The organism is Halioglobus sp. Uisw_031, assembly GCF_047729875.1.
Classification (GTDB): Bacteria; Pseudomonadota; Gammaproteobacteria; order Pseudomonadales; family Halieaceae; genus Marimicrobium.
In genome coordinates this window covers 2,133,359-2,158,714 of record NZ_CP159826.1, presented here as the reverse complement: position 1 = coordinate 2,158,714, position 25,356 = coordinate 2,133,359, and the positions used below count along the sequence as shown (strand labels likewise).

At 53.8% G+C, this 25,356-nt stretch carries 23 protein-coding genes; 11 read left to right on the top strand and 12 right to left on the bottom strand.

Translation table 11 applies throughout. The annotated features are described in order from the left end of the window. Positions 1-78 precede the first annotated feature (78 nt). Entirely contained in the window at positions 79-1,047 is a 969-nt protein-coding gene (locus ABXT62_RS09800; protein ID WP_415355075.1) for a DUF1853 family protein, read from the bottom strand. Between the two features lie 40 nt (positions 1,048-1,087). Here ABXT62_RS09800 and ABXT62_RS09795 point away from each other — a divergent pair, with 40 nt between their 5' ends. The 7 genes from ABXT62_RS09795 to ABXT62_RS09765 all read left to right on the top strand — a co-directional run bounded on the left by ABXT62_RS09795 (position 1,088) and on the right by ABXT62_RS09765 (position 7,320). Next, positions 1,088-1,972, top strand: a complete 885-nt coding sequence (locus tag ABXT62_RS09795; RefSeq protein WP_415358196.1) for an NAD(+) kinase — start codon at positions 1,088-1,090, stop codon at positions 1,970-1,972. Then, positions 1,972-2,844, top strand: coding sequence for a rhomboid family intramembrane serine protease (locus tag ABXT62_RS09790; RefSeq protein WP_415355074.1), 873 nt, complete (start codon positions 1,972-1,974; stop codon positions 2,842-2,844). Before ABXT62_RS09795 ends, ABXT62_RS09790 begins: the two co-directional genes overlap by 1 nt. A gap of 32 nt (positions 2,845-2,876) precedes the next feature. Further along, positions 2,877-3,131 (top strand): YeaC family protein, encoded by a 255-nt coding sequence (locus ABXT62_RS09785; RefSeq protein ID WP_415355073.1) that lies wholly within the window; start codon positions 2,877-2,879, stop codon positions 3,129-3,131. Between the two features lie 45 nt (positions 3,132-3,176). After that, complete coding sequence (locus ABXT62_RS09780) at positions 3,177-3,977, top strand: DUF2797 domain-containing protein (protein ID WP_415358195.1); 801 nt, start codon at positions 3,177-3,179, stop codon at positions 3,975-3,977. Positions 3,978-3,981: 4 nt separating this feature from the next. Beyond that, positions 3,982-6,639, top strand: coding sequence for an aminopeptidase N (gene pepN, locus ABXT62_RS09775; protein WP_415355072.1), 2,658 nt, complete (start codon positions 3,982-3,984; stop codon positions 6,637-6,639). A 218-nt stretch (positions 6,640-6,857) separates the two neighbouring features. After that, on the top strand, positions 6,858-7,025 hold the full coding sequence (locus ABXT62_RS09770; RefSeq protein ID WP_415355071.1) for a hypothetical protein: 168 nt from the start codon (positions 6,858-6,860) through the stop codon (positions 7,023-7,025). An 88-nt stretch (positions 7,026-7,113) separates the two neighbouring features. Continuing rightward, positions 7,114-7,320 carry a cold-shock protein gene (locus ABXT62_RS09765; protein ID WP_415355070.1) on the top strand — a complete coding sequence of 69 codons (207 nt, stop codon included), beginning with the start codon at positions 7,114-7,116 and terminating at the stop codon, positions 7,318-7,320. A gap of 56 nt (positions 7,321-7,376) precedes the next feature. Here ABXT62_RS09765 and ABXT62_RS09760 read toward each other — a convergent pair whose 3' ends face one another. The 7 genes from ABXT62_RS09760 to rmf all read right to left on the bottom strand — a co-directional run bounded on the left by ABXT62_RS09760 (position 7,377) and on the right by rmf (position 14,877). Further along, a complete protein-coding gene (locus ABXT62_RS09760) occupies positions 7,377-9,104 on the bottom strand; it encodes a BatD family protein (RefSeq protein WP_415355069.1) in 1,728 nt (575 codons plus the stop codon). Then, complete coding sequence (locus tag ABXT62_RS09755) at positions 9,049-10,866, bottom strand: VWA domain-containing protein (RefSeq protein WP_415355068.1); 1,818 nt, start codon at positions 10,864-10,866, stop codon at positions 9,049-9,051. The genes ABXT62_RS09760 and ABXT62_RS09755 overlap by 56 nt, the downstream gene beginning before the upstream one ends. After that, on the bottom strand, positions 10,866-11,912 hold the full coding sequence (locus tag ABXT62_RS09750; RefSeq protein WP_415355067.1) for a vWA domain-containing protein: 1,047 nt from the start codon (positions 11,910-11,912) through the stop codon (positions 10,866-10,868). Before ABXT62_RS09750 ends, ABXT62_RS09755 begins: the two co-directional genes overlap by 1 nt. Further along, complete coding sequence (locus ABXT62_RS09745; RefSeq protein WP_415355066.1) at positions 11,909-12,385, bottom strand: DUF4381 domain-containing protein; 477 nt, start codon at positions 12,383-12,385, stop codon at positions 11,909-11,911. The genes ABXT62_RS09750 and ABXT62_RS09745 overlap by 4 nt, the downstream gene beginning before the upstream one ends. After that, positions 12,382-13,323, bottom strand: a complete 942-nt coding sequence (locus ABXT62_RS09740) for a DUF58 domain-containing protein (protein WP_415355065.1) — start codon at positions 13,321-13,323, stop codon at positions 12,382-12,384. The genes ABXT62_RS09745 and ABXT62_RS09740 overlap by 4 nt, the downstream gene beginning before the upstream one ends. Positions 13,324-13,331: 8 nt before the next feature. Next, the gene (locus ABXT62_RS09735) at positions 13,332-14,288 is read right to left on the bottom strand and encodes an AAA family ATPase (RefSeq protein WP_415355064.1); all 957 of its coding nucleotides are present in this window, start codon (positions 14,286-14,288) and stop codon (positions 13,332-13,334) included. A 385-nt stretch (positions 14,289-14,673) separates the two neighbouring features. Beyond that, positions 14,674-14,877 (bottom strand): ribosome modulation factor, encoded by a 204-nt coding sequence (gene rmf / locus ABXT62_RS09730; RefSeq protein WP_415355063.1) that lies wholly within the window; start codon positions 14,875-14,877, stop codon positions 14,674-14,676. 255 nt (positions 14,878-15,132) lie between these two features. Here rmf and ABXT62_RS09725 point away from each other — a divergent pair, with 255 nt between their 5' ends. Further along, positions 15,133-15,474, top strand: a complete 342-nt coding sequence (locus ABXT62_RS09725) for a zinc ribbon domain-containing protein YjdM (protein ID WP_415355062.1) — start codon at positions 15,133-15,135, stop codon at positions 15,472-15,474. A 58-nt stretch (positions 15,475-15,532) separates the two neighbouring features. Here ABXT62_RS09725 and glcF read toward each other — a convergent pair whose 3' ends face one another. From glcF to ABXT62_RS09710, 3 genes are read right to left on the bottom strand one after another with little or no spacing between them, the layout of a single operon-like run. After that, a complete protein-coding gene (gene glcF, locus ABXT62_RS09720; protein WP_415355061.1) occupies positions 15,533-16,741 on the bottom strand; it encodes a glycolate oxidase subunit GlcF in 1,209 nt (402 codons plus the stop codon). A gap of 13 nt (positions 16,742-16,754) precedes the next feature. Next, positions 16,755-17,843: a glycolate oxidase subunit GlcE gene (gene glcE / locus ABXT62_RS09715; RefSeq protein ID WP_415355060.1), complete on the bottom strand. Its 1,089-nt coding sequence runs from the start codon at positions 17,841-17,843 to the stop codon at positions 16,755-16,757. Next, entirely contained in the window at positions 17,836-19,134 is a 1,299-nt protein-coding gene (locus tag ABXT62_RS09710; protein WP_415358194.1) for an FAD-linked oxidase C-terminal domain-containing protein, read from the bottom strand. The genes glcE and ABXT62_RS09710 overlap by 8 nt, the downstream gene beginning before the upstream one ends. Before the next feature lie 332 nt (positions 19,135-19,466). Between ABXT62_RS09710 and ABXT62_RS09705 the strand changes: the two genes are divergently transcribed. Next, positions 19,467-20,342, top strand: coding sequence for an SDR family NAD(P)-dependent oxidoreductase (locus ABXT62_RS09705; protein ID WP_415355059.1), 876 nt, complete (start codon positions 19,467-19,469; stop codon positions 20,340-20,342). 75 nt (positions 20,343-20,417) lie between these two features. On the opposite strand, the gene ABXT62_RS09700 is transcribed toward ABXT62_RS09705, so the two are convergent. Further along, on the bottom strand, positions 20,418-21,698 hold the full coding sequence (locus tag ABXT62_RS09700; RefSeq protein WP_415355058.1) for a cytochrome P450: 1,281 nt from the start codon (positions 21,696-21,698) through the stop codon (positions 20,418-20,420). 175 nt (positions 21,699-21,873) lie between these two features. Between ABXT62_RS09700 and ABXT62_RS09695 the strand changes: the two genes are divergently transcribed. Both ABXT62_RS09695 and ABXT62_RS09690 read left to right on the top strand, forming a co-directional pair. After that, positions 21,874-23,763: a propionyl-CoA synthetase gene (locus ABXT62_RS09695; protein WP_415355057.1), complete on the top strand. Its 1,890-nt coding sequence runs from the start codon at positions 21,874-21,876 to the stop codon at positions 23,761-23,763. A 222-nt stretch (positions 23,764-23,985) separates the two neighbouring features. Then, a complete protein-coding gene (locus ABXT62_RS09690) occupies positions 23,986-25,254 on the top strand; it encodes a cytochrome P450 (protein ID WP_415355056.1) in 1,269 nt (422 codons plus the stop codon). Positions 25,255-25,356: the final 102 nt, after the last annotated feature.

Below are 25,356 nucleotides of genomic sequence, written 5' to 3'. Positions count from 1 at the left end.
CCTGAGTCAATAAAGTAAACCCAGAGCAGGCAGTGTGGTTCGAAGCGTGGCACAAGTGCACCGAGTGTTTGCTTTTGGTTAGCCGTTGATCTCTGGCCAAAGGTTTGATGTGATAAAAAAGCGGCTTGACTCACGGTCGGACTCGTCGAGTGCGGCGATCATTAGAGGGTAAGAACCCTCACTGAAATGTTCAGCTGACTGCGTTTTGAGTGCATGTTTTGTCATCTTATCCGCGGTATTTTCGCAGTACGCCGGACTAAGCCATTTCATTTTAGGCAGCATCATGTAAGCCACTGCATTGAGAGTGTCACAATGCAATTCAAGCTGATCGAGGGGGACCCAGGGATTCAATCTGCAATCGTGGTTATAACCCGGCGGCCCGGCAGTATTTGGGGCTGTTGCAGGCGCGGGCGCTTGGAACAAATACCCCTTCAAAGCGATTTCTTTCGTTAGATTGACTATGTTTAGATTATGTAAGGCGTGTTGAGCCGCCGGTTGATCGCCCAGCAGGATTTGACGTTGTAACAATTGCTCCAGCTTTAGGTCGAGCCGGTCACGATTGTCAGGCCCAACCCAATCCGATAATGCACTCGTCATATCGCTAACCCCAGCCCGTGGTAAACGCAGGAAATACTTGACCGCCAGTTCAAGATGAACGTGGCATTCACGCCGATGGCAGTAATATAGGCAATCGAACTCGCCGATAGTTCTGCCTTGGTGATGTATGGGTAGATTGTGGGATACCAGTTCGATCTCGGGGTCCTGCTGCAGGAAAAACTGCCACAGCTGTTCGAAATAGATTCCCAGACGGTGCGTAGGCCGTTGCGACAGGTGTGCCATCAGGGATGTGGCATCCTGGTCCAACTGGGCCAGCCAGGCGCGTCTGGGCGGGGTTAACGGTAAGCCACAGGGGTTTATGTCAGGCGCACTAATACCTGTCTGCCCAAGATTCAGTAGGGGAGGTGAGAAGCAGGCCCAGGCCAGATCGCGCACTTCTTGTATTTTGTAAGGATAACTGATGTTCACTGCACTACACGGTTCATTCATGGTTATAATAGCAGGACTTCAGGCCATGGCAGCAGGCTCAATGCAGGGAACATTTAAAAAAATTGGTTTGGTGGGCCGCAGTCGGCAACGTGGCTTGACTGGCGTGCTGCGTATGTTGCTGGAGCTTCTTGAGGCGCGCAGTCTTGAGGTGCTGCTAGAGGACACTCTAGGCCATGTAGTACCTAATCACCAATGTCGTCTAGCCTCTTTGGAGGCAATTGGCCAGGAGGCCGATCTGGTCATTGTGGTAGGGGGAGATGGGAGCCTACTGAGTGCTGCCCGTACACTGTCGAAATATGAGACCCCCGTGATCGGTGTCAACCGAGGTCGTCTTGGCTTTCTGACCGATATTACGCCGGATGATATTGCCGAGAAGGTTCCACAGGTTCTGGATGGCCACTTCGAGCGAGAAAGTCGCTTTTTATTAGAGACAGAAGTTCGGCGTGATGAGGCGCCAGTGGGTCGTGGCGATGCGCTCAACGACGTTGTTGTTAATTCTGGCACGTCGGCCCAGATGATCGAATTTGAGTTGTTTATCGATAATACCTTTGTTTATCGTCAGCGTGCGGATGGGCTCATTGTCTCAACGCCAACAGGCTCTACGGCTTACTCCTTGTCCGGGGGCGGGCCCATTATGCATCCCACGCTCGATGCTATTGTGCTGGTGCCTATGTTTCCTCACGCGCTCAGCAGTCGGCCTATTGTGGTCGACGGCAACAGTGAGATTCGGTTAGATATACTGGCGCGCAATCGTATTCACCCAGCGGTCACTTGCGACGGGCAGGTCAAGATCAAGGCGCGGCCCGGAGATTCAGTACACATCCGCAAGAATCCTTACCGTCTCACGCTGCTGCACCCGATGGGACACAGCTTTTACGCCAGTTGCAGAGACAAGCTGCGCTGGAGCAATGCGCTGGTCAGCTGATGCAGGATACTTACCACGCTCTCAGTGTCGCTCTTGAGGAAGACCTTCTGCCTCTGAGTGGGCTCTTGCACCAACACGGCGTTATGCACCGTATTTTTGAGGAGGGTGGACGTCAGATCGTGTTGGTCGGTCGGCAGGATCAAGCTCAGCAGGTGCAGGACCTCTATCAAGCATGGCGCGCCGGAGACGTTCGGATAGAGCTTACTCGTCATGCAGGCCAGGACACAACGATACCGATGCGCACTGTATTGCTTAATGCGCCTGTGACTCTCGCGCTTATACTGTTGAGTATTGGCGGTTTTTTAATGTATTTATATACGCCAATGAATTGGTTGAACGCCTTGAGCTTTTCTTCCTCTCAGGTTAGCGATAACCAAGGCCTGTTCCAGGCTATTGATGGCCAATACTGGCGACTGATTACACCGGCCTTTCTACACTTTGGCTGGCTACATATTGTCTTTAATTGTCTCTGGTTATGGGATCTAGGGCGACGAGTAGAGCAGGTTATGGGGCATCTCAATATGTTTATGCTCTTTCTGGTGATTGCAGTGGTGTCCAATGCTAGCCAGTTTGAATTCGGAGGCGGGGGTCTGTTTGGCGGTATGTCAGGCGTGGTCTACGGCCTGTTGGGTTTTTCCTGGATAGCACCGCAGCTGCAGCCAGCTTGGCCCATACAGCCCCCTAAGGCCATCATGATTTTCATGGTGGGTTGGCTGGTGGTCTGTATGTCCGGCATGGTAGAAGTATTGGGTTTCGGGGCGATTGCCAATGCAGCGCATTTAGGCGGGCTCCTTTGCGGTGCTGTTGTGGGAGCCGTATTTGCTGGGTTTTCGAGGCTGGATAGCGACAAGGCCGCAGCTCCAAAGGTATAATCTACACCGCCCTAAATAGCGTGAAAATCTAGATGGATTACGTTCAGCTTATTGCAACGATGTCGCCGGAAATTTACCAGAGCCTTATTCGCTCGGTGGAACTGGGTAAGTGGCCCGACGGCAGAACTGTGACGCCGCAGCAGCGCGAAAGTGCCATGCAGGCTATTATTGCCTGGGGTGAGAGCCATCTGTCAGAGCAGGATCGTGTTGGATATATCGAGAAAAAAGAAAAGGTCGGTGATAGTCGTGATGCTCCACTGGAAACACCTCTGAATTGGAAAGACTAGGAGTTTGACTTGCCGGATGTTGTAGCGACAGGCGCTGTGCGCAAAATGAAAACACAGCTGGAAGACACTGTGCGATATACAATGCTGCTGGGTGAGCATGAAATCCCATTGAATGACTACCTTGGCCGACAACTGCAGCTGGATTTCAGGGGTCAGATTCACTGCATCCACTGTGACCGCAAGATCAACAAAAGTTTTAATCAAGGCTATTGCTACCCCTGTTTCAGACGCCTAGCGCAATGTGATAGCTGCATCGTGAGTCCTGAAAAGTGTCACTATGAGGCGGGAACATGCCGCGAGCCCCAGTGGGGAGAACAACATTGTATGGTTGATCACGTTGTGTATCTTGCTAACACATCGGGCGTCAAAGTGGGCATTACGCGTGGGTCTCAGGTGCCGACGCGCTGGATGGATCAGGGGGCGACCCAGGCCAAGCCTATTTTTCGTGTTGCCACTCGCTTGTATTCTGGGTTAGTGGAGAGCCTGTTCAAAAGTCATATTGCCGATAAGACCCACTGGCAGGCGATGCTTAAAGGTGATGCCGAGCCCTGTGACCTTGAGCAGGTGCGGCAGCGCCTGATGCAAGAATGTGCCGCTGGGCTTGATGCGCTAGGACAGGAGTTCGGAATACAAGCGATCACTGAGCTGGTTTCCGAGCCGGAAACCCACATTAAGTACCCCGTGCTCGAGTATCCGACCAAGGTCTCCTCATTCAACCTAGACAAGACACCGTCGATTGGTGGCACATTGATGGGCATCAAAGGGCAGTATTTGATATTCGATAGTGGGGTCATCAATATGCGTAAATATGGCGGCTACCATATTTCCTTGTCGACCACGGAGTAAATCTATGGCCGATACCACGCCAGGAACAGTCTATCTTAAAGACTACCAGCCGTCCGCGTACTTGATCAATCGGACCGAGTTGTATTTTCACCTGCACGAGGATCACGTCATTGTCTCCTCGCGTATTCATCTGTTGCGTATTGGCTCATTGGCACACAATACGTCTCTCACTTTGAATGGCGAGGAGATGGAGTTGCTGTCCGTGTCTGTGGATGGCCGAGAACTAGAGGAGCACGAGTATAGTGTCAGCGCAGAATCGCTGGTTATTCATGCGGTTCCCGAGCAGTGTGTGCTGGCCTGTAAGACGCGCATTCGACCGCAGGAGAATACGTCGCTGTCAGGGTTATATCAGTCTCGAAGCCTATTTTGTACCCAGTGCGAGGCAGAGGGTTTCCGACGAATTACCTATTACATTGATCGGCCCGACGTTATGTCAGTTTTTACCGTGACAGTCGAAGGGGAGCGTGAGCGCTATCCGGTGTTGCTCAGCAATGGCAATCTTATTGAGGCGCAACAGCTTGCCGGGGGGCGCCATCGTACTGTGTGGCATGACCCGTTCCCCAAGCCTGCTTACTTGTTTGCCTTGGTCGCAGGCAATTTGGAACACATAGAAGATCGCTTTACTACAATGAATGATCGTGAAGTCACCCTGCGAATTTATGTGGAGAAAAAAGATATTGATAAGTGCGGGCATGCCATGCGCTCGCTACAGCAGTCTATGCGCTGGGACGAAGAGGTCTACGGTCGAGAGTATGACCTGGATATCTTTAATATTGTCGCTGTAGATGATTTCAATATGGGCGCCATGGAAAACAAGAGCCTGAATATATTCAATACCTCCTGCGTATTGTGCAGTCCCCAGATCACCACAGATCTCGGTTTTCATCGTGTTCAGTCGATTGTGGCGCATGAGTATTTTCACAATTGGAGCGGCAATCGGGTGACCTGTCGGGACTGGTTCCAGCTGAGTCTTAAAGAGGGCTTTACTGTTTTTCGTGATTCACAATTCTCTGCGGATATGGGTTCGTCTACGGTGAAGCGGGTGGAGGATGTCACGCTGCTGCGCGCTGTTCAGTTTGCTGAGGATGCGGGGCCAATGTCGCACCCGGTGCGCCCAGAATCGTTTATTGAGATCAATAATTTCTATACGGCCACAGTTTATGAAAAAGGCGCCGAAGTCGTTCGGATGATTCACACGTTGCTGGGTGTAGAACGCTTTCGGCGGGGATCGGACCTGTATTTCGAGCGCCACGATGGTCAGGCGGTAACCTGCGAAGACTTCGTGTTGGCCATGGAGGATGCCAGCGGCGTCAATCTAAAGCAGTTTCGCAATTGGTACTCTCAGGCGGGAACGCCGCAGCTAACGGTGCAGGACGAGTATGACGAAACCGCCCAGTGCTACACGCTGCACGTGGAGCAATCCTGTCCCGCGACGCCGGGACAATCCGAGAAGCGGCCTTTTGTCATTCCTCTGGCGATAGGCCTATTGGGTGAAGCGGGTAATTTACCGTTGCGTCAACGCGGTGCACCTACAGATCTGGACACAAGTGACAACACGCACACGGTTTTGACTGTCGATCAGCCAAAGCAGTCGTTCGTGTTCGAGGGGGTGACAGAGCGCCCCGTACCTTCCTTATTGCGCGGATTTTCTGCGCCTGTTCGTTTACAGTATGATTATAGCTCGCAAGATCTTTGTGCCTTGATGCGCCGGGATGGCGACGGGTTTGTGCGTTGGGACAGTGCTCAGACCCTAGTGACACGCATTATTTTCGAGGTCGAACAGCAATTCTTGTCAGGCACACCGAGGTTACTCGATCCGTTGCTGATAGAGGCCTGCGGCGATCTGTTGTGCGACGACTCCCTTGATCCTGCAATGGTGGCTGAGATGTTGCGTCTGCCGGGCGAAGACTATCTGGCGGAGCAGGCCAGTCAGTCGGGTGGTGCCAATGTCGATTCCATTCACCACGCCCGAGATTGGGTGCGCAGTGCATTAGGTAAGTCCCTCGCACCACTATTTCTGGCGCGCTACCAAGGTTTGGAGAGCAGGCAACCCTACGCGCCTGAGGCGACTCAAATCGCCGATCGTAGTTTGCGCAATATGTGCTTGGCCTATCTGGTCAGCGCAAGCCTGGACAACCTCGCGCTGGCTTCTGCCCAGTATCGAGAGGCGACTAATCTGACTGATCGGCAGGCTGCGCTTAAAGAAATTGCTTTCTATGGCGATCACACGCTTCGCGATAGCACGCTGGAAAATTTCCACCAGGAGTGGCGACATGAAGCGCTAGTGGTCAACCAGTGGCTGCAGTTGCAGGCCGCTATCCCCGATAGTGAAGGACTTTCGCGGGTGCAGTCACTGATGGCTCATGCCGACTTTGATCTCGGCAACCCTAACAAGGTGCGGGCCCTAGTGGGGGGGTTCGTCAACCAGAACCTGATCAATTTTCACCATCTTGATGGCTCCGGTTATCGCTTTCTCGGTGATGTTGTGGTCAAGCTGAATCGTCTTAACCCTCAGTTGGCTTCGCGGTTGTTAACGCCTCTGACAAAGTGGCGTCGGTATACTGATAGAGGAGAATTGATGCGTGCTGAGCTGGAACGGCTGGCCGCAGAGCCAGCGCTGTCGCCGGATGTGTTTGAGATTGTGAGCAAATCACTGCAGTAAGGTGATGTATCGCGGCCTAGAAGGGTAATAAGCTCCCGTTGCCACCAAGTAATTGCGCGTCAGATATGTTAAATTACTGGCCTCAGCCGTAGCGGGTCTGCCGCTCGAGCTAATGAAAACATGAATTTGTGGTGTTTGGCGGGTGTGATAGAGTCCCGAAAGTGCAACGGATGACACGAATATGACCGTATAGTTGACATTTACAGAAGAGAATCTCGATGGCTAAACCTAACTACGCGTTCGAAAAAAGACAGAAAGAGCTCGCAAAGAAGAAGAAAAAAGAAGAAAAGCGCTTGAGAAAGGCCGAAGAAGGGCATATTGAAGAAGAAGGTGGTATCATACCTGCCGACGGAGATATCCAGCCGGCTACAGACAGCAGCACATAATTCGTTAATTTTAAAGAATTCCCACTTCGTACCGGTGAATGCGAGGTGGGGAATTACAATCATTCACCAACAATTTTGAGTATGTAATATGAGTAAAGGTACTGTTAAGTGGTTCAATGCAGATAAAGGTTTCGGTTTTATTACTCCAGAAGACGGCGGTAAAGACCTTTTCGTTCACCATTCAGAGATAAAGACTGGCGGCGGTTACGCGACTTTGAATGATGGTCAGGAAGTTGAGTTTGAAGTTGGTCAAGGCCAGAAGGGTCCTTGCGCTAATAACGTTAAGCCTCTTTAACACTCGCATCTGGCAGCAAATTTAGCGGTGGCTTTGCCACCGCTTATCTTTTCCAGTTAGTCCCCGTTTGGATAGAGCTTTATAGGTTCTGTCGTTTCATCATCCCTATGTCCACTCGCTCGGCGTAATCTGCGCAAGCAGTCAGCCAAATTAGTGCCATCCCAGTGATCCTGATCAGAGCTGTAGAGACAGGTATCCAGCGTATCGATCTCTCGCGTAAATTCCTCGTCCCCCAATAGCTTTGCGACCTCGTCCAGCGACACGGGAGAGGCCTTTGGCTTGAAAGCCGCTATCCAGTCAATGATTGCGCCGCGTGTTCGGGCCGCATTATTGTCGGCGCAGACAGCGAGGAGTTGCTTGAACACCTGTTTCTCGGCGGAAGTATCTGGTGCATGGGGCTTATTAGGCGCTGTTGAGCGGCGCACTCGCCACAGATAGAGAAGCGTAAGAATCCAGCCCAGCGTGCTGATCGCGGTCACTATTGGCCAGATCGGCCCGCCTAGCCAATGGCGAGTGGGGTTCGTCAGCGGTGTGGCCGCAATATCGATGGGGGTAGCCGGTAGAACGGGTTCTGTTGTGAGGTCAGTGATTTCGGCCGCTGCGACATTAATTTCACGTTCAGGCAATACCGCATATTCCAGCTGTTCAGTCTGTGTGTTCCACCAGGGAATACGAATTTCCGGAATCTGATAGGTTCCGGATCGAACAGGCACCACTGCTGCGCTGTCCTGTCTGATGCCCACTAAGCCGTCAGTCAGTTCTTGGTCTTCGATTGTGGGTTGATCGGGGTAGTATTTCAGGCCGTCGATGGGTGTAAAGAGGATGGGTGGTAACTGGGCACCCTGCAGACCTTCACCAACAATCGTAATAGTGCGAGTGGCAGATTCGCCGACCCGCAATTGATTCGGCTCACTGGACCAGGTTTCCTGCAGTGTCAGGCTCTGAGTGGGTAGCCAGGTGTCCGCAGTAAAACTGCTAGGTTTAGGTAGTACGTTAATGGATATCGGTTGGCTGTTACGGCGTAGAAGCTGTCCGCCGCCGCCAAGGTCGAAAACGCTCTGCCGACCGCGGCTGGCTCGTCCGGAAAAAACTTGAGCAGGAATCTCCAGCGTCCCGCTTTTCTCAGGAAAAATCGCGTAGCGCACTTCGTTCACGCGCCACGGTCGCCCATCGATATTGCGTTGGAATGAATGTTGTTCTAGGGGTTTGACAAAGGCGTTATCCAGTTTTAGCTCAGAAATATTACCCCCATCCAAGTTGATGGACTGCTGAATGCGTAGGGTCAGAATAACTTGTCCCTGAACATAGACGCTGTCTTTGTCTACCTCTGCTTCGAACACAACGGTTTGTTCGCCAGTCGGCGCAGTGGGGGCAGGGCTAACCTGGATCCGTATGCTTTGCGTGCTATTCTGTCCCATACGAATCGAAGGGACGTATAAGCTGCCCGCACGTCTCGGCATGAGATCGATAATGACTTTTCGAGTTTGAGACATGCGGCCATTGACGATGCTGGTGCTGTTGTTGGTTGAGCGTCCGATGATTTCGAAATTCTCGGTCAGGTCGCGCAGATCCGCATCCTTCAGTTTTTCATTCTCTGTGGCGATAATGGTCAGTCGCACTGTATCACCCAGAGCAACTCTATCGCGATCCAAGCTGGCGGTTATGGCTCCCATGGCGGCAGAGCCGCCAAGCGTCATGATCAATATGACCAGAGCCGCCAGTGTATTACTAATAGGTTTCATCATCTCTCCCAAGGCCCTGTTCTTGTCGTTGACGACTTTCATAAAGAAATTTTCTTTGCAGCAAGCCTGAAGGGTCGTCAGGTATGCGTCGCAGCCACTGTTCCAGCGCCTGATCGCGCTCCTCGTCACCGGGCTCGGCGGCACTTATGGGTGGCAGTTCCTGAGGCTCTTCTGGTTCCTCAGGCTCGGCCTCCTCAGGCTCGGCCTCCTTTGGCTCGGCCTCCTGAGGCTCCGCTTCATCCTCAGACGCACTGTCTTCCTGTTCTTGCTGATCCTGCTGCTCTTGCTGATCCTGCTGCTCTTGCTGATCCTGCTGCTGTTGCTGCTCTTGCTGCTCTTGCTGGTCCTGCTGTTCTTGCTGCTCCTGCTGATCCTGTTTTTGATCTTGATCTTGATCTTGATCTTGCTCCTGCTCCTGCTCCTGCTCCTGCTCCTGCTCCTGCTCTTGCTGCTCTTTAAGCTTCTCGAGCAGCGCGAGGTTTTCCTGCGCGTCAGTGCGATCGGGCTGAAGCGCGAGTGACTCTTGATACGCGGCAATAGCCTCGTCGAGTTGTCCAGCCTGCGCAAGGGCGTTGCCTCGGTTGTACTCGCTATTAGCGTTGTTGAGATCGCTGAAGTGTGTGACTGCAGATTCGTAGTCCTTGTTGCGATAGGCCGCTGTCCCTGCCCATTCAGGATTCTTAAACAGCGCGGCAGCCGTCTCATCGTCACCGCGTTGCAAGGCTTGTTGCCCCTGTTGATCGGGTGTCAGCCACAGATCATCCCAGGCCCCAGCGCTAGCCGGCTCTGGTTGCATCAGGAACAGTACCGGCAGTAGTGTCAATATCCAGCCACGTCGAAATAGCCCCAACACTAAAGGTAACAATGCCAGTATAAAAAAGTAGCCCTGATCTTCCCAAGCGTCGGCAGTCCTATCTAATGCCAGTGTCTCTTCGGATTCATTGAACAGGTTTTCCGCCTGCAGAAACTCAATATCGGTGTCGTCTATCTGCAGACGTCTGTAGTGGCCTCCTGTCGCGTCGGCGAGTTTGCGCAGCCCTGCCTCGTCCAGTCGCGGCATGACAATGGCGCCCATATCATCTTTCAGAAAACCACCTTCTAACAGAGGGATAGGCGCCCCCGTGGCAGTGCCTACGCCGATAATGTTCAACTGTGAGGGGCTGTCTGCCATGACCTTCTCGATAGCGTCACTGTCCTTCTCGGAGACCCCGTCGGTCAGAAGGAGTATTGTGCCGCGGCGAATGCCGGCAGAGCGCAACAGTTCCAATGCCTGTTCCAGCGCGCTAACGGGATCGCTGCCGAGCAGGGGCATCATGTCGGGGTGCAATGCCGGTAACAGGTTGGCGATGGTCAGTGTGTCGTCAGTGAGGGGCGTAACGATATGAGCATCACCCGCATAGGCAATTAACCCCGTTTGCCCTTCACGACGCTGCTGTAATAGGTCGAGTAACTTTTGGCGCGCGCGATCGACCCGTGATGGCGCAAGGTCTGCCGATTTCATTGAGTCGCTCAAATCCAGCAGCACCACCAGTGCGTCCTGTTTCTGGTGAACGGGCTGTGGAATTTTTTGCCAGCTCGGACCGCTGGCCGCCACTGCAGCAATGAGCCAACCCAGCAATACGAGCGGTAGCAAGTTACTGCCGCGAGCGCTCGCGCTGTCTCCCACCAGGTGGCGCAATAGTTCAGGGGCAATGACCGCATCCCAGCTACCTGCTCGTCCCCTTTGCCGCCATAGCATTACAATGAGGATAAGGGCGGGCACCAGTGTCCATAGCCACTCGGGCCGCATCAGATGCATCTCCATCAGGAGTCCTTCCGCGGATCGTGCAGCGCAGCAGCACCGCGCCAACTGATTGAATGCCAGCAGTGTCGCAACGCTAATAAAAAGCTTAGCAACAGCGCTGCAAGCAGTGGCAGGTAGCCTAGAGCCTGTCTCGGGCGGTAGGTCGCGGTTGCTTGTTCTGCAGGCTCCAATTGATCAAGCAGTTGGTAGATTGTGGCGAGTTCCTGTGGATTACGAGCCCGAAAATACTGGCCTCCTGTTAGGCGGGCGATTTCCTGCAGACCAGCCTCATCCAACTCCGCTGACGGGTTGACCTGACGACTGCCGAAACTGGAACCGAATAAACCGGGTAAGGTCAGCGCGTCCGCCCCAATGCCAATGGTGTAAATTCGAATGCCCAGGCTGGCCGCGAGTTTTGCCGCGTCTAGCGGTTTTACTGAGCTGGCAGTGTCTTGCCCATCGGTAAGAAGGATTAAGACGCGACTCTCTGCAGGCTGGTCCTTTAGGCGTTTGACCGCGAGACCGATAGCGTCGCCGATGGCTGTCTCTTTCCCAGCAAATCCGATTTGTGCCTCCACCAGAAAGCGTTTGACGGTGGCGGTATCGAAGGTGAGGGGCGACTGCACGTAGGCGTTAGTGCCGAACAGGATAAGGCCTAGCCGGTCACCGGCACGCTGGCTGATGAAGTTTGCGCCCAATTGTCTGACCGCTTCCATACGGGGTACGAAGGATTGTCCCACCTGCATATCCTCGATTTGCATCGACCCGGAGATATCAACCGCCATCATCAGATCACGCCCACTGTTGGGAAGCTCAATGGCTTCTCCAATCCACAGGGGTCGCGCCGCAGCGATGAGTAATAACAGCCACACAAGCCACAGTAGCATCAAGGGTATGAGGCCTCCGCTCCCTGTAGTGCTTCCCTGTGCTTCACTGAGTTGTCGCCATTCCTGGTAAAAGGGTGCGCGCAATGCCGGCTGCTGAGTGGTCGCGGTCGGCACTAGTTTGCCCACCAGCCAGGGCAGGGGTGCCAATAGCAATAGCCAAGGCCAGGTCCACTCAATCATAGTGCCGCCTTGTGACGCTTGATCCAGTATTGCGCTGACGTGTGCAGCTGCTCCACGTCTATCTCAGGACAGGTCTTTTGATACACCGCGTCGTTGAACACCGATCCAAAGTGTTCTTCCTGAGGCAGGCTGGTGTTGAGGAATGTGCGCCAGGCCTCACCGTGTGAGGCGGCGATATCGGCGCGAGGATACGCCACCAAAGCCACGCTTTTGAGTAGCGTATTGAGTTCGCTCAGGTACTGGCTGTGCTCTCTTCTCGCGTCGTAGTCCGTGTGTAGACTCTGCAGCTGAATAAGGGCGCGACGCCTATAAGCGTTTCGTCTATAGCGCTTGAGCAACACATAGATCAGGCTCGCAAGACACAGTAATGCGGCGAGTAGTAAAAGCCACCAGCCAGGTGCAGGAGGCCACCACCCGATCAGGTCGGGTTGCCGTAGCGGGTGTAAATTGGCTAAGGGGTCCTGCGGGTTCATCGATGCGTATCACCGTAGTACTTCTGCAACAGGCCATACGGAGCCTGATCGGTAGACGCCTGCAGCAGGGGTACACCTAAACCCAGTAGGTCACTGCTGAGCAGGTCACGCTGCTGTTGCAACCGATCACTATAGGCTAAGCGCAGGCGACGATCATCGGTGCGCAGCTCGCTGCGTTCGTTACCGTTCGTGACCGCGTAAGTGCCTGCCTTAGGGAGTTCGGATTCCAGTGGGTCAGAACACGCGATGGTGGTCAGTTCCGTGTGTTTAGCCAGCTCAAATAAATGCTCTCTGGCACGTTCATGTGAGGCGCCGCGAAAGTCACTGATCAGGAATAGGCTGGTACCGGGACGGGCAATGCGTCGCAGATTGGATAGCATGCGCGCAAAGCTGTCGTGCTCCTCGGGCGAACGCTGGGGGAGAGCCTGATTGTAGCGGGTGATCTGTGATAACAGCGTCAATACGGTTTTTCGACTGCGGCGAGGACGAATTTCCTGGTGCCCGTCGTCGTTAAACACCAGTCCGCCTACTCGGTCGCCTTCATTCAGAGCACTCCAGGCCAGCAGACTAGCCAGTTGTCCCGCTAGAACCGACTTGAAACAATGGCTTGAGCCGAAAAACATACTGCTGCGCTGGTCCACCACGACTAAAACAGGCCGCTCTCGTTCCTCGCGAAATAACTTGGTATGTGCGCTGCCGGTCCTGGCTGTGACGCGCCAGTCAATGGTTCGAATATCATCGCCAGGTTGGTACCGTCGCACTTCTTCAAAATCGATGCCACGCCCGCGGAAATTGGTTTTGTTGGGCCCGGCCAGATTGCTCAGAGCGCGTTTTTTGCGCCCAAGCTTGAGTTGCTTCGCGGGAAAGCGTAGGGCGATGAGCTCGTTCAGCTCCACATAGGCGCCGCGAGCAGGAGCATTAATGTCGGCCAGGTGCATGCTTGATCTCAGCCCACTGGAACGATGGACAGCAGCTCTTCTATGACTTTGTCTGGCGTAACACCGTTGGCTTCTGCTTCGAAGCTCAATATGAGTCGGTGGCGCAGCACATCTGCCGTAACGGCTTGGATATCGTCGGGACTGACAAAATCTCGGCCCTTGAGCCAGGCATGGGCGCGGGCACAGCGATCAATGGCGATGGTGGCACGAGGACTGCCACCGTATTCAATCCAGCCTGCCAGTTCTGCGCTGTAACGGGCGGGAGAGCGTGTGGCTATCACTAGCTGCACCATGTACTGCTCTACTGTGTCAGACATATGCAGTGCCAGTATTTCCTGACGCGCGGCGAAGACGCTCGCTTGTGTTAAGGGTATGGGTGGACTGCCGGTCCCGCTAGTTGCCTCGTCGCGCGTAAGCCTGAGAATCTCGGTTTCAGCGGCGGTATCGGGATACCCCACACTGACATGCATTAGAAACCGGTCCAGCTGTGCCTCGGGCAGTGGGTAGGTGCCTTCCTGTTCGATCGGGTTCTGGGTTGCCATCACCAAAAACAGGTCGGGTAATTCGTAGGTTGTGCTGCCGACGCTGACCTGACGCTCGGCCATCGCCTCCAGCAGAGCTGACTGAACCTTGGCAGGTGCGCGGTTGACCTCATCCGCCAACACCAAGTTATGAAAAATGGGGCCCTTCTGAAAGTGGAAGCTGGCTTCCTGAGGTCGGTAGATTTCGGTTCCGGTGACATCGCCCGGCAGCAGGTCCGGGGTAAACTGGATGCGGTGGAAACTACCTTCTAGGCCCTCTGCCAGCGATTTAATGGCTCTGGTCTTGGCAAGCCCTGGCGCGCCTTCGACCAATAGGTGTCCGTCTGCAAGGAGGGCAATAACCAGCCGTTGAACCAGATGACTTTGGCCGATAATTTGCCCACTAAGCCAGTCCTCGAGTGCTCTTATGTCTGCGTTCGCCACGATTGCTCCTGTGTGGTTTGTTAAAAAATAGCTCCGCGGCTATCGGCTTCGAACGCTGTCGAAGCGTTGTCTTACCGCGCCCGCATTGTAGCTGAAGATACTGGCCAGTCCACTGTTCATGTTTTTGCGGTGCTACATAATATGATTTCTGTGACTGATCCGCGGGTAAAAAGTTCCGCGGAGCATCTCTTCATGTGCAGGGTGTAATAAACGTGCGGGGAGTCGATCGGACACAAATCGCCCGATCATGGTCGATAATAAGTAATGCGTTAGGCGGCGTTCGATATCGCAAAAGCATAATGCCTGCGAAAGCCCGCGCGCCGGCGAGCACTCTCAGGGTTTTGCGCAAGCGACGATCGATGCCGCTTACGCGTGCGCTAACGCGTCAGATCGCACGTATTTTGTGTACTCCGGAGACACCTGTGAGGCCATCCCATTGATCGCTGCGACCTTCGCGCCATCCTGTTACCCAGTTTTGCCGCTGTCCTTCTTCTACATGCGGACAGAAATCGAGACTACGCCCGCCAACTCCGGCTTGATAACCCCGGTCAAATGCCCTCGAATTCATATCACGTTTTTGTCGTTTCATATAGTAAGCTCCGATGCAAACTTTGCCCCTGGAGGTGGCGAAACTTGTCGCAGTGCCTCTGGAGGCTCTATTTATGTAACAATGTGGTGCGCGTATAAGCTTGTCAAATGGCAAAGCGATACAGCGATGAGTGCCACCAAGGCACTGCTTCAATAAAACCAAAATTGAGCTTATAAGTCGATGATTATTTTGTTCTGAACAGCGCCACGCATATAACGAATTTTTTGAAATATTGACTTTTGACAGGCCTCAACAATGAGTACTTTACCCCGCTGCCCGCTTTGTGAATCGACTTATACCTATGAAGACAGAAACTTATACGTTTGTCCTGAGTGCGCACATGAATGGTCTCAGGACGAAGTGATCGATACTGTCGATACTGCGGCCCTAGTGACGGACGCCAACGGAAATGTGCTTGAAGAGGGTGATACGGTCTCCGTCATTAAGGATTTGAAGGTCAAGGGCTCGTCGCTCGTCGTTAAAGTGGGCACCCGGATAAAAAACATCCGCTTGGTTGCCGGTGATCATGACATTGATTGCAAGATCGACGGCATCGGTGCGATGAAGCTCAAGTCACAGTTCGTCAAGAAAGTGTAGGTTTGATCTTCCCGCGCGAGATGTCAATCCTCCGGTTTGCGTCCTGGCTAGAGGCGCACTAGGCGTCCAGTAATTCTATCCAGTGCACTACCGGTACTCCCGCTGCGGCCTGCAGGTGGAGCTGGCATCCGACATTGGCTGTGACGATGACAGCGGGTTGATCATGCTCTAGCGCGTGCAACGTCTTTGTCCGCAGTTTTTCACTGATGGTGGATTGCAAGATAGAGTAGGTGCCGGCCGAACCACAGCACAGGAGCTTTTCTGTGGTGATGGCAATCTCAAAGCCTGCCCGCTCCAGCAGCGTGGCTATCAGATCGGGTTGCTGCAGGGCGTGTTGCAGAGTACAGGGGCTGTGAATCGCAACTTTTCCCACCTGCGTGTCGATTGTCAGTTTGGTGAGGTCCTCGTCCATCAGTATCTCTGCGATATCACGACTGAGTTGCGAAACGCGCTTCGCCTTGTCCGCATAGTGAGGATCATCAGCGAGCAGGCGACCGTAGTCAACCAGCATAGCGCCACAGCCTGAGGCACTGCTGATAATCGCTTCAGCGCCATTTTGCAGATGAGGCCACCATGCATCGATATTGCGGCGCATGTTGTTTAGCCCGTCTGCGTGTGCCGCCAGATGGTAATTGACGGCACCGCAACATCCTGCCTTCGGTGCTCCAATGAGCGAGATGCCTAGTCTGTCTAGTACCCGACGTGCGGCGCCATTGGTGTTGGGTGTTGCTGCGCCCTGAACACAGCCTTCGAGTATCAGCATCTTGCGAGCGTGTTGCTGCTCCGGCAGCGCTTTTTGGATCTGGCGCAGAGGCACTGTCTGGCGTAAACGAGCAGGCAGCAACGGTCGTAGGGCTTGAGCAACCACTAAGCCCGATGCCAGTAATCGTGGTCGGCAGAGAATAAATCGTAAAAGCCAACGCAGTATCCTTGAGGGGAGAGCTCTGGGCGCTGCCTGTTCCATCAGGCCGCGACCTATATCAACGAGCTCTCCGTACTGCATGCCCGATGGGCAGGTGGTTTCACAGCTGCGGCAGGTGAGACAACGATCCAGGTGTAACTGGGTCTGACTGCTGGCCTCACCCGTCTCAAGCAGGTTTTTTATCAGGTAAATACGCCCACGTGGACTGTCTCTTTCATCTCGACTGTCTAGGTAGGTGGGGCATGTCGCCAGACAGAGTCCACAGTGGACGCAGGCACTGGTGAGTGCCTTGGCAGCTTGACCGGAACGGGTATCTGCAAATGTTGGGTGCAGTTCTACATGCATGTCATACCTGCTCCTACAGCCAACTGTAAAGTCGCCCGGGGTTGAGAATGCCGTCCGGGTCGAAGGATTTTTTCAGACGTTGCTGCAAACCTTGCTCGACGCTAGTGAGCGGCGATCGAACCTCTGCGTTGCGATCGCCCCCTCGAAACAATGAGACATGCCCTCCCGCCTCGACCGCCGCTTGTTGCAGTGCCTCGTCTGGATGCTCGCCGTGCACCCAGCGCTGGGCGCCACACCAATCGATGAGTGTTGTACCAAAGTCGAGTCTGACCTCTGCCGATGACTGCACTGAAAAGCGCCACAACGCGCCTGTATCTTTGAAGAACGGTAGTGTCATCTCGCGTAACTGTTCCCATAAAATGTCGCCACTTTCCAGAATGTCTCCCCCCCATTGCACCACGGTGCTGTCGACTGCGCTGGCGGCACCGGATAAGCGGAGATGCAGTTGACCGTTGAGCCAGAAAGCACCGGATAGGGGTTTAGGTTGACCTGCTCTTTGGTTCATATGGCGCACCGCTTCTTGGGCCGACATGTCATAACACAGCGTCAGCGTCTTTTCCGCACGGGGCAGTACTTTCAAACTAACCTCGCACAGGACGCCGAGTGTCCCAAGTGCCCCGGCTTGCAGACGCGATACGTCGTAGCCAGCAACATTTTTAATGACCTTTCCGCCGAAGTTGAGTCGCTCGCACTTGCCGTTGATCAACTGGACACCGAGGACCATATCCCGAATGGAACCGTTCCAGGGTCTGGCAGGTCCGGACAGGTTGCACGCGAGTGTTCCGCCCAGAGTGGCGATGCCATTGAACAGTGGTGGCTCAAAAGACAGCGTTTGTCCCTCGGCGTCAAGGATCGCAAGAATATCGACCAGTGGAGTGCCGGCCCGTGCCGTGATAACCAACTCCTGAGGCTGGTAGTCCACAATACCCGTGTGCTGGGAAACGTCGAGCATGGTAAAGTCACAGTTGCGGCCTATCAGATGCTGCTTGCTGCCGCCACCCCTGATGCAGACAGGTGTGCTGGTCTCGCGTGCCTGTTGTAGCGCAGCGATAATATGTTCGCTGCGGTCACCTGTTTGCAGTGAACCGTGTTGATCAGTCATGTTGATGTCGGGCTGGGAGTGCGCGATATTCCTGGCAGCGTTTTAAAATAGGAATGCCTTTGCCCGGGTTGAGATTAAGCGCGGGATCGAAGGCGTATTTTATGTCCTCAAGCTGCAGCAATTCTTGAGTGCTGAACTGGCTGTCCATCTGGCTCAGTTTTTCGACACCCACCCCGTGCTCGCCGGTAATGCAGCCTCCGACACTGACTGACAGCTCCAGTATTTTTGCTCCGAATGCTTCAGCTCTGTGGATTGCCGTCGGGTCACTGGCGTCGAACATGATTAGCGGGTGCAGATTACCATCTCCTGCATGGAAAACATTGGCGACCGGCAGCGCGTATTGCTCGGACAAGCGATAAATTTCATTCAGTACGAAAGATAACTGACTGCGCGGAATGGTGCCGTCCATGCAGTAGTAGTCAGGCGAGAGGCGTCCGATCGCAGGGAATGCAGCTTTGCGGCCTTTCCACAGCAACGCGCGCTGGGTTTCATCGCGGGAGATTGTGAGAGAGGTCGCCCCGTGTTGCTCAAATAGGCGTGCAATCTCTTGCGTGTGCTGTGCCACCTCCTCGGACGTACCATCGACCTCGCATAACAGGATGGCCGCCGCCTCTCTGGGATAACCTGCTTGCGCGAAATCTTCTGCCGCCTGAATCGCGAGGCGATCCATCATCTCCAGACCTGCAGGTATGATGCCTGCCGCGATGATTGCGCCGACCGCATCACCCGCTGTGCTGACACTGTCAAAGCCCGCCATCACCACCTGCGCCAGTTCGGGTAAAGGCAAAAGACGGACAGTCACTTCCGTTATGATACCCAATAAGCCTTCGGAGCCGGTCAACAGTGCCATTAGGTCGTAACCCGGGCTGTCTAGACCCATACTGCCAATGGTGAGTGTCTCCCCTTCGACGGTCAGCACGTTAAGGGAGAGAATATTGTGCACCGTCAATCCGTATTTTAGGCAGTGCACGCCACCGGAATTCTCCGATACGTTACCTCCGATGGTGCAGGCTATCTGCGAGGAGGGGTCTGGCGCATAGTAAAGACGGTGGCTGGCAGCGGCCTCTGAAATAGAGAGGTTGCTGACGCCTGGTTGGACGCGTGCAGTGCGGGCGAGAACATCGATGTCCAGAATTTGATCCAGTTTGCTGAGGCAGAGCAATATGCCCTCTGGGTGCGGCATGGCGCCGGCGGACAGGCCCGTTCCTGCACCCCTTGCGACTACAGGGACGCCGAGCTGATGGCAAACACGTAACACCTGTTGTACCTGTTCCACGGTTTCTGGCAGCACTACCAACAACGGGAGGTCCGAATAGAGGGACAGAGCATCACATTCAAAAGGACGCTGTGATTCAGCCTCCTCGATAAGGCACTCCCTGCTGAGGCATTGTCGCAGACGATGTGTCAGTTCAGCGCGGGCAGCAATGGCTAGTGGCTGGATAAAGAACCTCTCCCGGTGTTGCAGCCTTGCGGGAAAGCCGGGTCGCTGCGTGAGTGTTTTATCCTACTTTATCTGACCTCCTACATAAAGCGGCAAACGGTTTACTACACTATCCGTCCGCGCTGGAGTCAGGCTACGAACTGTGGCATAAAAGACGCTCAGTTAACGGATGGAGGTTATACATGCAGGATTTTAATGGAAAGGTTGCAGTCGTCACGGGCGGGGCCAGCGGTATTGGTCGCTCACTGGTCAAGGAATTACTGGCAGCAGGCGCCAAAGTCGTCATAGGCGATGTCGAGCAGAAGGCGCTTGATCGCGTATTAGCGGAGTTTTCGGGCAGTGGTGAAGTGCTCGGTGTCGTTACCGATGTGTCCAGTTCTGATTCGTTTAATGCACTGGCTGACAAGGTGTTTGATACCTATGGTGTCTGCCATCTGCTGTTCAACAATGCTGGGGTTGCGGCGCCCTCGGCCAACGTGTGGGAAACGACGGATAACGATTGGAAATGGGTGCACGGCGTTAATGTACACGGTGTTGTTCATGGTATTCAGGCCTTTGTGCCACGTATGATCGCCTCAGGTGAAGAGGGACATGTGATCAATACCTCCTCCGGGGACGGCGGTGTCTCACCGTTGCCCTACCAGTCTGTGTATGCCTCCAGCAAGGCAGCGGTATCGTGCATTACCGAGTGTCTTGAGGCGCAACTTAAAAGTGAGGGTACCAATCTTTCCGCCTCGATTTTCTATCCATCCGGTGGGTTACTCGATACTGGCATCTGGACTACTGATCGTAATCGTCCCAAGGACTTGGCCAGAGAGAAACCTTATGATCCAGTGCCAACCATTCAGGATTTCAAGGTTGCCGCTGAAAAAGCAGGTTGGGACTTGGAGTTTCAGGATCTGGATGAACTGGCTCGTTACTGTCTGCAAGGTATTCAGGAGAAGCGCTTTGTTATTATGATCCGGGTTGAGGAGGCTGAGGTCACGCTGCATGAACGCGCGGCGCGCATTGGGCGCAGCGAGTTGCCCATCGATCAGGCAGAAATCCCCCAGTTGTAAGCTGCGTGCTGATGCCGAGGCCTACAGAATGTGGCCTCGGCAAACTGCCTGCGAAACAACGCTTCGGTTGGTAGATTAACGCTTTAGGGGATGTAACTTTACTGGCATGGCGGTGAATCCATGCACAAAGGATGACACCGTACGTTGCTCTTCTCCCATCACTTCAACACGTTCAAAGCGCAGTAGTATTTCCTCCCACAAGATACGCAACTGTAGCTCTGCCAGTCGATTGCCCATGCAGCGATGGATGCCAAATCCGAAGGACAGGTGACGACGTACATCTGGGCGATCAATGATGAAGGCGTCAGGGTTTTCCATAAAGCGCTCGTCCCGATTGCCCGAGACATACCACATAATGACTTTGTCGCCGGCTTTAATCTGCTGCCCACCCAGTTCCGTATCTTCCTTGCAGATGCGACGCATATGCGCCAAAGGTGTTTGCCAGCGGATGGTCTCCGCGACCATAGAATCAATGAGCTCTGGATGTGCAATCAGTTTTTCGAATTGAAGCGGATTTTGATGCAGCGCTAGGGCGCTGGCCGTCATCGTGCTGCGCGTGGTGTCGTTGCCGCCGACAATCAGTAAGACAAGATTGCCCAGATATTCCATTGGCGCCATATTGCGGGTTGCCTCGCCATGGGTCAGCATCGAAATAAGGTCATTTTTCGGTGGTGTATTGATCCGCTCATTCCACAGTTCGGTAAAGTATTCCAGACAGCCGAGCAGTTCCTGGTGGCGCTGCTCTTCCGTGTCGATGATGCCCATTCCGGGAATTGCAGTCGCCACATCTGACCAACGGGTTAGTTTGTGGCGCTCTTCAAACGGAAAATCGAACAGGGTAGCCAGCATACGTGTGGTCAGTTCTACGGAGACATGTTCCACCCAGTCGAAGGTCTTGCCAACAGGCAACTGGTCAAGCACGTCGATGGTGCGTTCACGGATGATGGGTTCGAAGTGGCGCAGATTCTCTGCTCCGGTGACCGGGCTGACGACTTTGCGCTGTTCATCATGCTTCGGTCGGTCCATGGCAATAAACATAGGCAGGGGGAACGTGTTCTCCGTGTCGCCAATAGTGATGGCCGGCTCTGAGGAGAAGATATCGTGCGAGGTATCCACGGTGACGATATCTGCGTAACGGGTGATCGACCAATACGGGCCGAAAAAGCTATCGGCACAATAATGCACAGGTGCTTCGTCGCGTAAGCGCTTGAACCAAGCATGATGCGTATCGCGAGCGAATAAAAAGGGGTTTGCGACTTGGATTTGGTCCAGCGGCAGAGTGTAGGGGTCGAGATCAGCCCTGCGTGCAGCATCAGTTAGTGGGTCGAGCGCTTCCATTGTTACAGTCTCAGTCATTTATTGTGGACATAGTGTAGGCTATGTTCTGAATTTTAAGCAAATACATTATCTTGCAGAGGCTTCTGATGGAAGGGAGAATCACATATGCTTCGCCTATCATGAGGCGATTTTGCTACTACAGCGCTACCGCGACCATCGTCGGACGACTGAGGTAAAGGAAAGGAGGACGGGTATGAACAATAGTGGGTTGTGGCAGGAGGCCGCGCAGGATATCTACTGGTATAGGAAGCCGGGTATTGTGTTGGATAGTTCACGCGCCCCTTTTAATCGGTGGTTTCCAGACGGCGTGACAAATGCCTGCTATAACGCTTTGGATTTGCAGGTGGAGCAGGGTAGGGGAGAGCAGACTGCCCTGATCTACGACAGCCCGGTCACTGCGACTAAGCGTCAATATACGTATACCCAATTGTTGGCTGAGGTCGCGTGCTTTGCCGGTGCACTCACCGATAGAGGCGTCGTCAAAGGAGATCGGGTACTGATCTACATGCCTATGGTGCCGGAAGCCGCGATTGCGATGCTGGCGTGCGCGCGGATAGGCGCTATTCATTCGGTGGTATTCGGTGGATTTGCCAGCAACGAGTTAGCGCAGCGTATCGATGATGCTACACCTCTGGTCATTGTCGCGGCGAGCTGTGGGGTTGAGCCGTCTCGATTGGTGGCTTACAAGCCGCTGTTAGATCATGCGATCGAGCTGGCTCAGCATAAGCCTGAGCACTGCATTATTCTGCAGCGCTCTATGCTCAGTGCTCAAATGGTTGAGGGGCGCGACCTGGACTGGCTGCAAGTGATGGACGAGGCCCACCCGGTTGAATGTGTGCCCGTCGATGCGAATGATCCCCTCTATATCCTCTACACCTCTGGCACCACTGGCCAGCCTAAAGGCGTGGTACGTGATACTGGCGGGAGTATCGTGGCACTCAAGTGGAGTATGAAGGCCGTCTACAACGTGTCTCCCGGAGATGTCTACTGGGCCGCTTCCGACGTGGGTTGGGTGGTGGGACATTCCTATATTGTCTACGGGCCATTGTTCGCGGGTTGCACTACGGTGATGTACGAGGGAAAACCGGTAGGGACGCCAGATTCGGGTGCCTATTGGCGAGTGATTGAAGAGTATAAGGTCAGCGTACTATTTACTGCGCCCACTGCATTTCGAGCCATCAAAAAAGAAGATCCACAGGGCCAGCATCTGGCGAAGTATGATCTGTCGAATTTTCGAGCGCTGTTTCTCGCGGGTGAACGCTGTGATCCGCATACCTTGGGGTGGGCGCAGGAGAAGTTGCAGGTGCCGGTGATAGATCATTGGTGGCAGACGGAAACAGGCTGGCCTGTGTGTTCCAATTGCCTCGGTATTGAACAACTACCCATCATCGCGGGTTCGCCTGCTCGGCCCGTTCCTGGGTACGAGGTGCGGGTGTTGGGTAAGGACGGCACCGCTGTTGCAGCAGGTGATATTGGCGCATTGGTGCTCAACACACCTTTGCCACCGGGTACTTTCATTACACTGTGGGACGCACCAGAGCGTTTTGTGGAGGCATATTTCAAGAAGTTCCCGGGGTACTACGAAACGGGGGACGCCGGATATATCGATGAAAATGGCTACGTGTTCGTGATGTCAAGAACGGACGATGTTATCAATGTTGCGGGTCATCGACTGTCAACGGGGGCGATAGAGGAAGTGCTATTCGATGATGAGGATGTGGCGGAGTGCGCGGTGATAGGCGTCGCTGACCCGATCAAAGGTCAGATACCACTGGGATTGTTGGTGTTAAATACTGGCGTTACCACGCCACCCGAAGCGATTACTGCCCGAACCATCGCGCTGGTACGCGACAGAATTGGTCCGGTGGCGGCCTTTAAGCTCTGTACCGTCGTTGAGCGTCTGCCCAAGACCCGTTCAGGTAAACTGCTTCGTGGTACGTTGCGTAAAATTGCTGACGGTGACAGCTGGAAGACGCCAGCGACGATTGACGATCCTGCAGTTTTGGATGAGGTTGCTGTTGCATTGAAAAACATGGGCTACCCGCCTGATGAGACCCCTGGGGGCAAGGCACCGGCCGCCTGATAAAGGACAGCGATAAGGGTTGTAAGAGCGGGGCGTGCGGTCTTGCCGGCAGAAGGCTGGCGTTTGGAGGCTGCGAAGGGGGCGGGCTAACCGCTTCGATGCTGGCCATTACGACTTCAAAACTAGACGGGTTTAGGGTGTAGATATTAACAATTGACATCTAAACTAACGCCTAGTAGTCTGTAGCTCCTAGGTTGATTTGTCACTTTGGAGTAAGTTTTTATGAGTCAGTGCCCATTCGCAGAATTCCCAAATTTGATCGACCCCGAAACGTACGTTAACGGGATGCCTTACGATACTCTGGCTGAAATTCGCGCCTCCGGCCCCGTCCACTATATGGACGGTTCCTACCAGGGCGTCCCTTACTGGCTGATAACCGGTCGCGATGAAATCGATTTCATCTCCAAGCACCCCAAACTGTTCTCCAGTGAGGCTCGCTCCGCACTGGCAGAAGAGTATTCAGAAGATGAAATGAATCTCATCCAGCGCAATATGACCATCAATCAGGACCCACCGAGACAGATGAAGTCGCGCAAAATTGTGCGAGCTACCTTTACCCCGGGTGCTGTTGAGTCGTATGAGCCTAGTTTTCGTCAGCATGCGCGCAACATCGTCGATGCGGTTGCCAGTCGTGGTGAGTGTGAGTTTGTGGAGGAAGTAGCGGCAGAGTTGCCGTTGCTGGCTATTCTTGAGCTCTGTGGTATTCCAGCGGAAGATCGCAAGGATTTTTTCCAGTGGACCAACAAGATGATGTTCAATCAGGATCCAGAGATGTCCGCTGGCCAGGAAGAGGCCGAGGCGGCTTCCTTCAAGGTGATTGAATACGCCATGAAGTTGATGGAGCAGCACAAAACCAATCCAAAGAAAGATATTATCGGCGCTCTATTAAACGGTAACGGCAAAGACGATGGTTTGAATGACGATGAATTCGTTTGGTTTTTCCTGATGTTGATCGCAGCCGGTAATGAGTCTACACGTACGATAACGACGCAGGGCATGCGCTTATTGATGGAAAATCCCGAGCAGCTGCAATACTTGGTGGATAATCCCGATAAAATCCCTGGTGCATGTGAGGAAATGTTGCGTTACAACACCGCTTTCACTCTGATGCGTCGCCAGTGTATCGAAGATACGGAAGTTGCGGGGAAGCTCATCAAGAAAGGTGATAAGGTCATCATGCACTATCACACGGTCAATCATGATGAGACCATCTTCGGTGCCGATGCCATGCAATTTGATGTGCGACGGGCGGAGCGTATGCCAGATCTTTATAATCAGCATCGGTCGTTCGGTATTGGCCAGCACTTCTGCTTAGGCACGCACCTTGCTCGACTGGAAATGCGCGTCATGTTTGAGGAAATCATTCCCCGTCTGCGTCATCCTAAGCTGGTGGGTGACGTTGCCTACACCCGCTCCAATCTCGTTAACGGCATTAAGCGCATGCACATTACCTTCGACCCTGAGGTGAAGTCTTCAAAAGTGGCGGCGTGATCTGCGACTAACCTAGAATACCCTCAACGGTTTCGGCTTTTTGGGGGGGCGCCGCCTTTATGTGATGCGGCGCCTTGTCAGAATCTATAAAATGCTTTACTT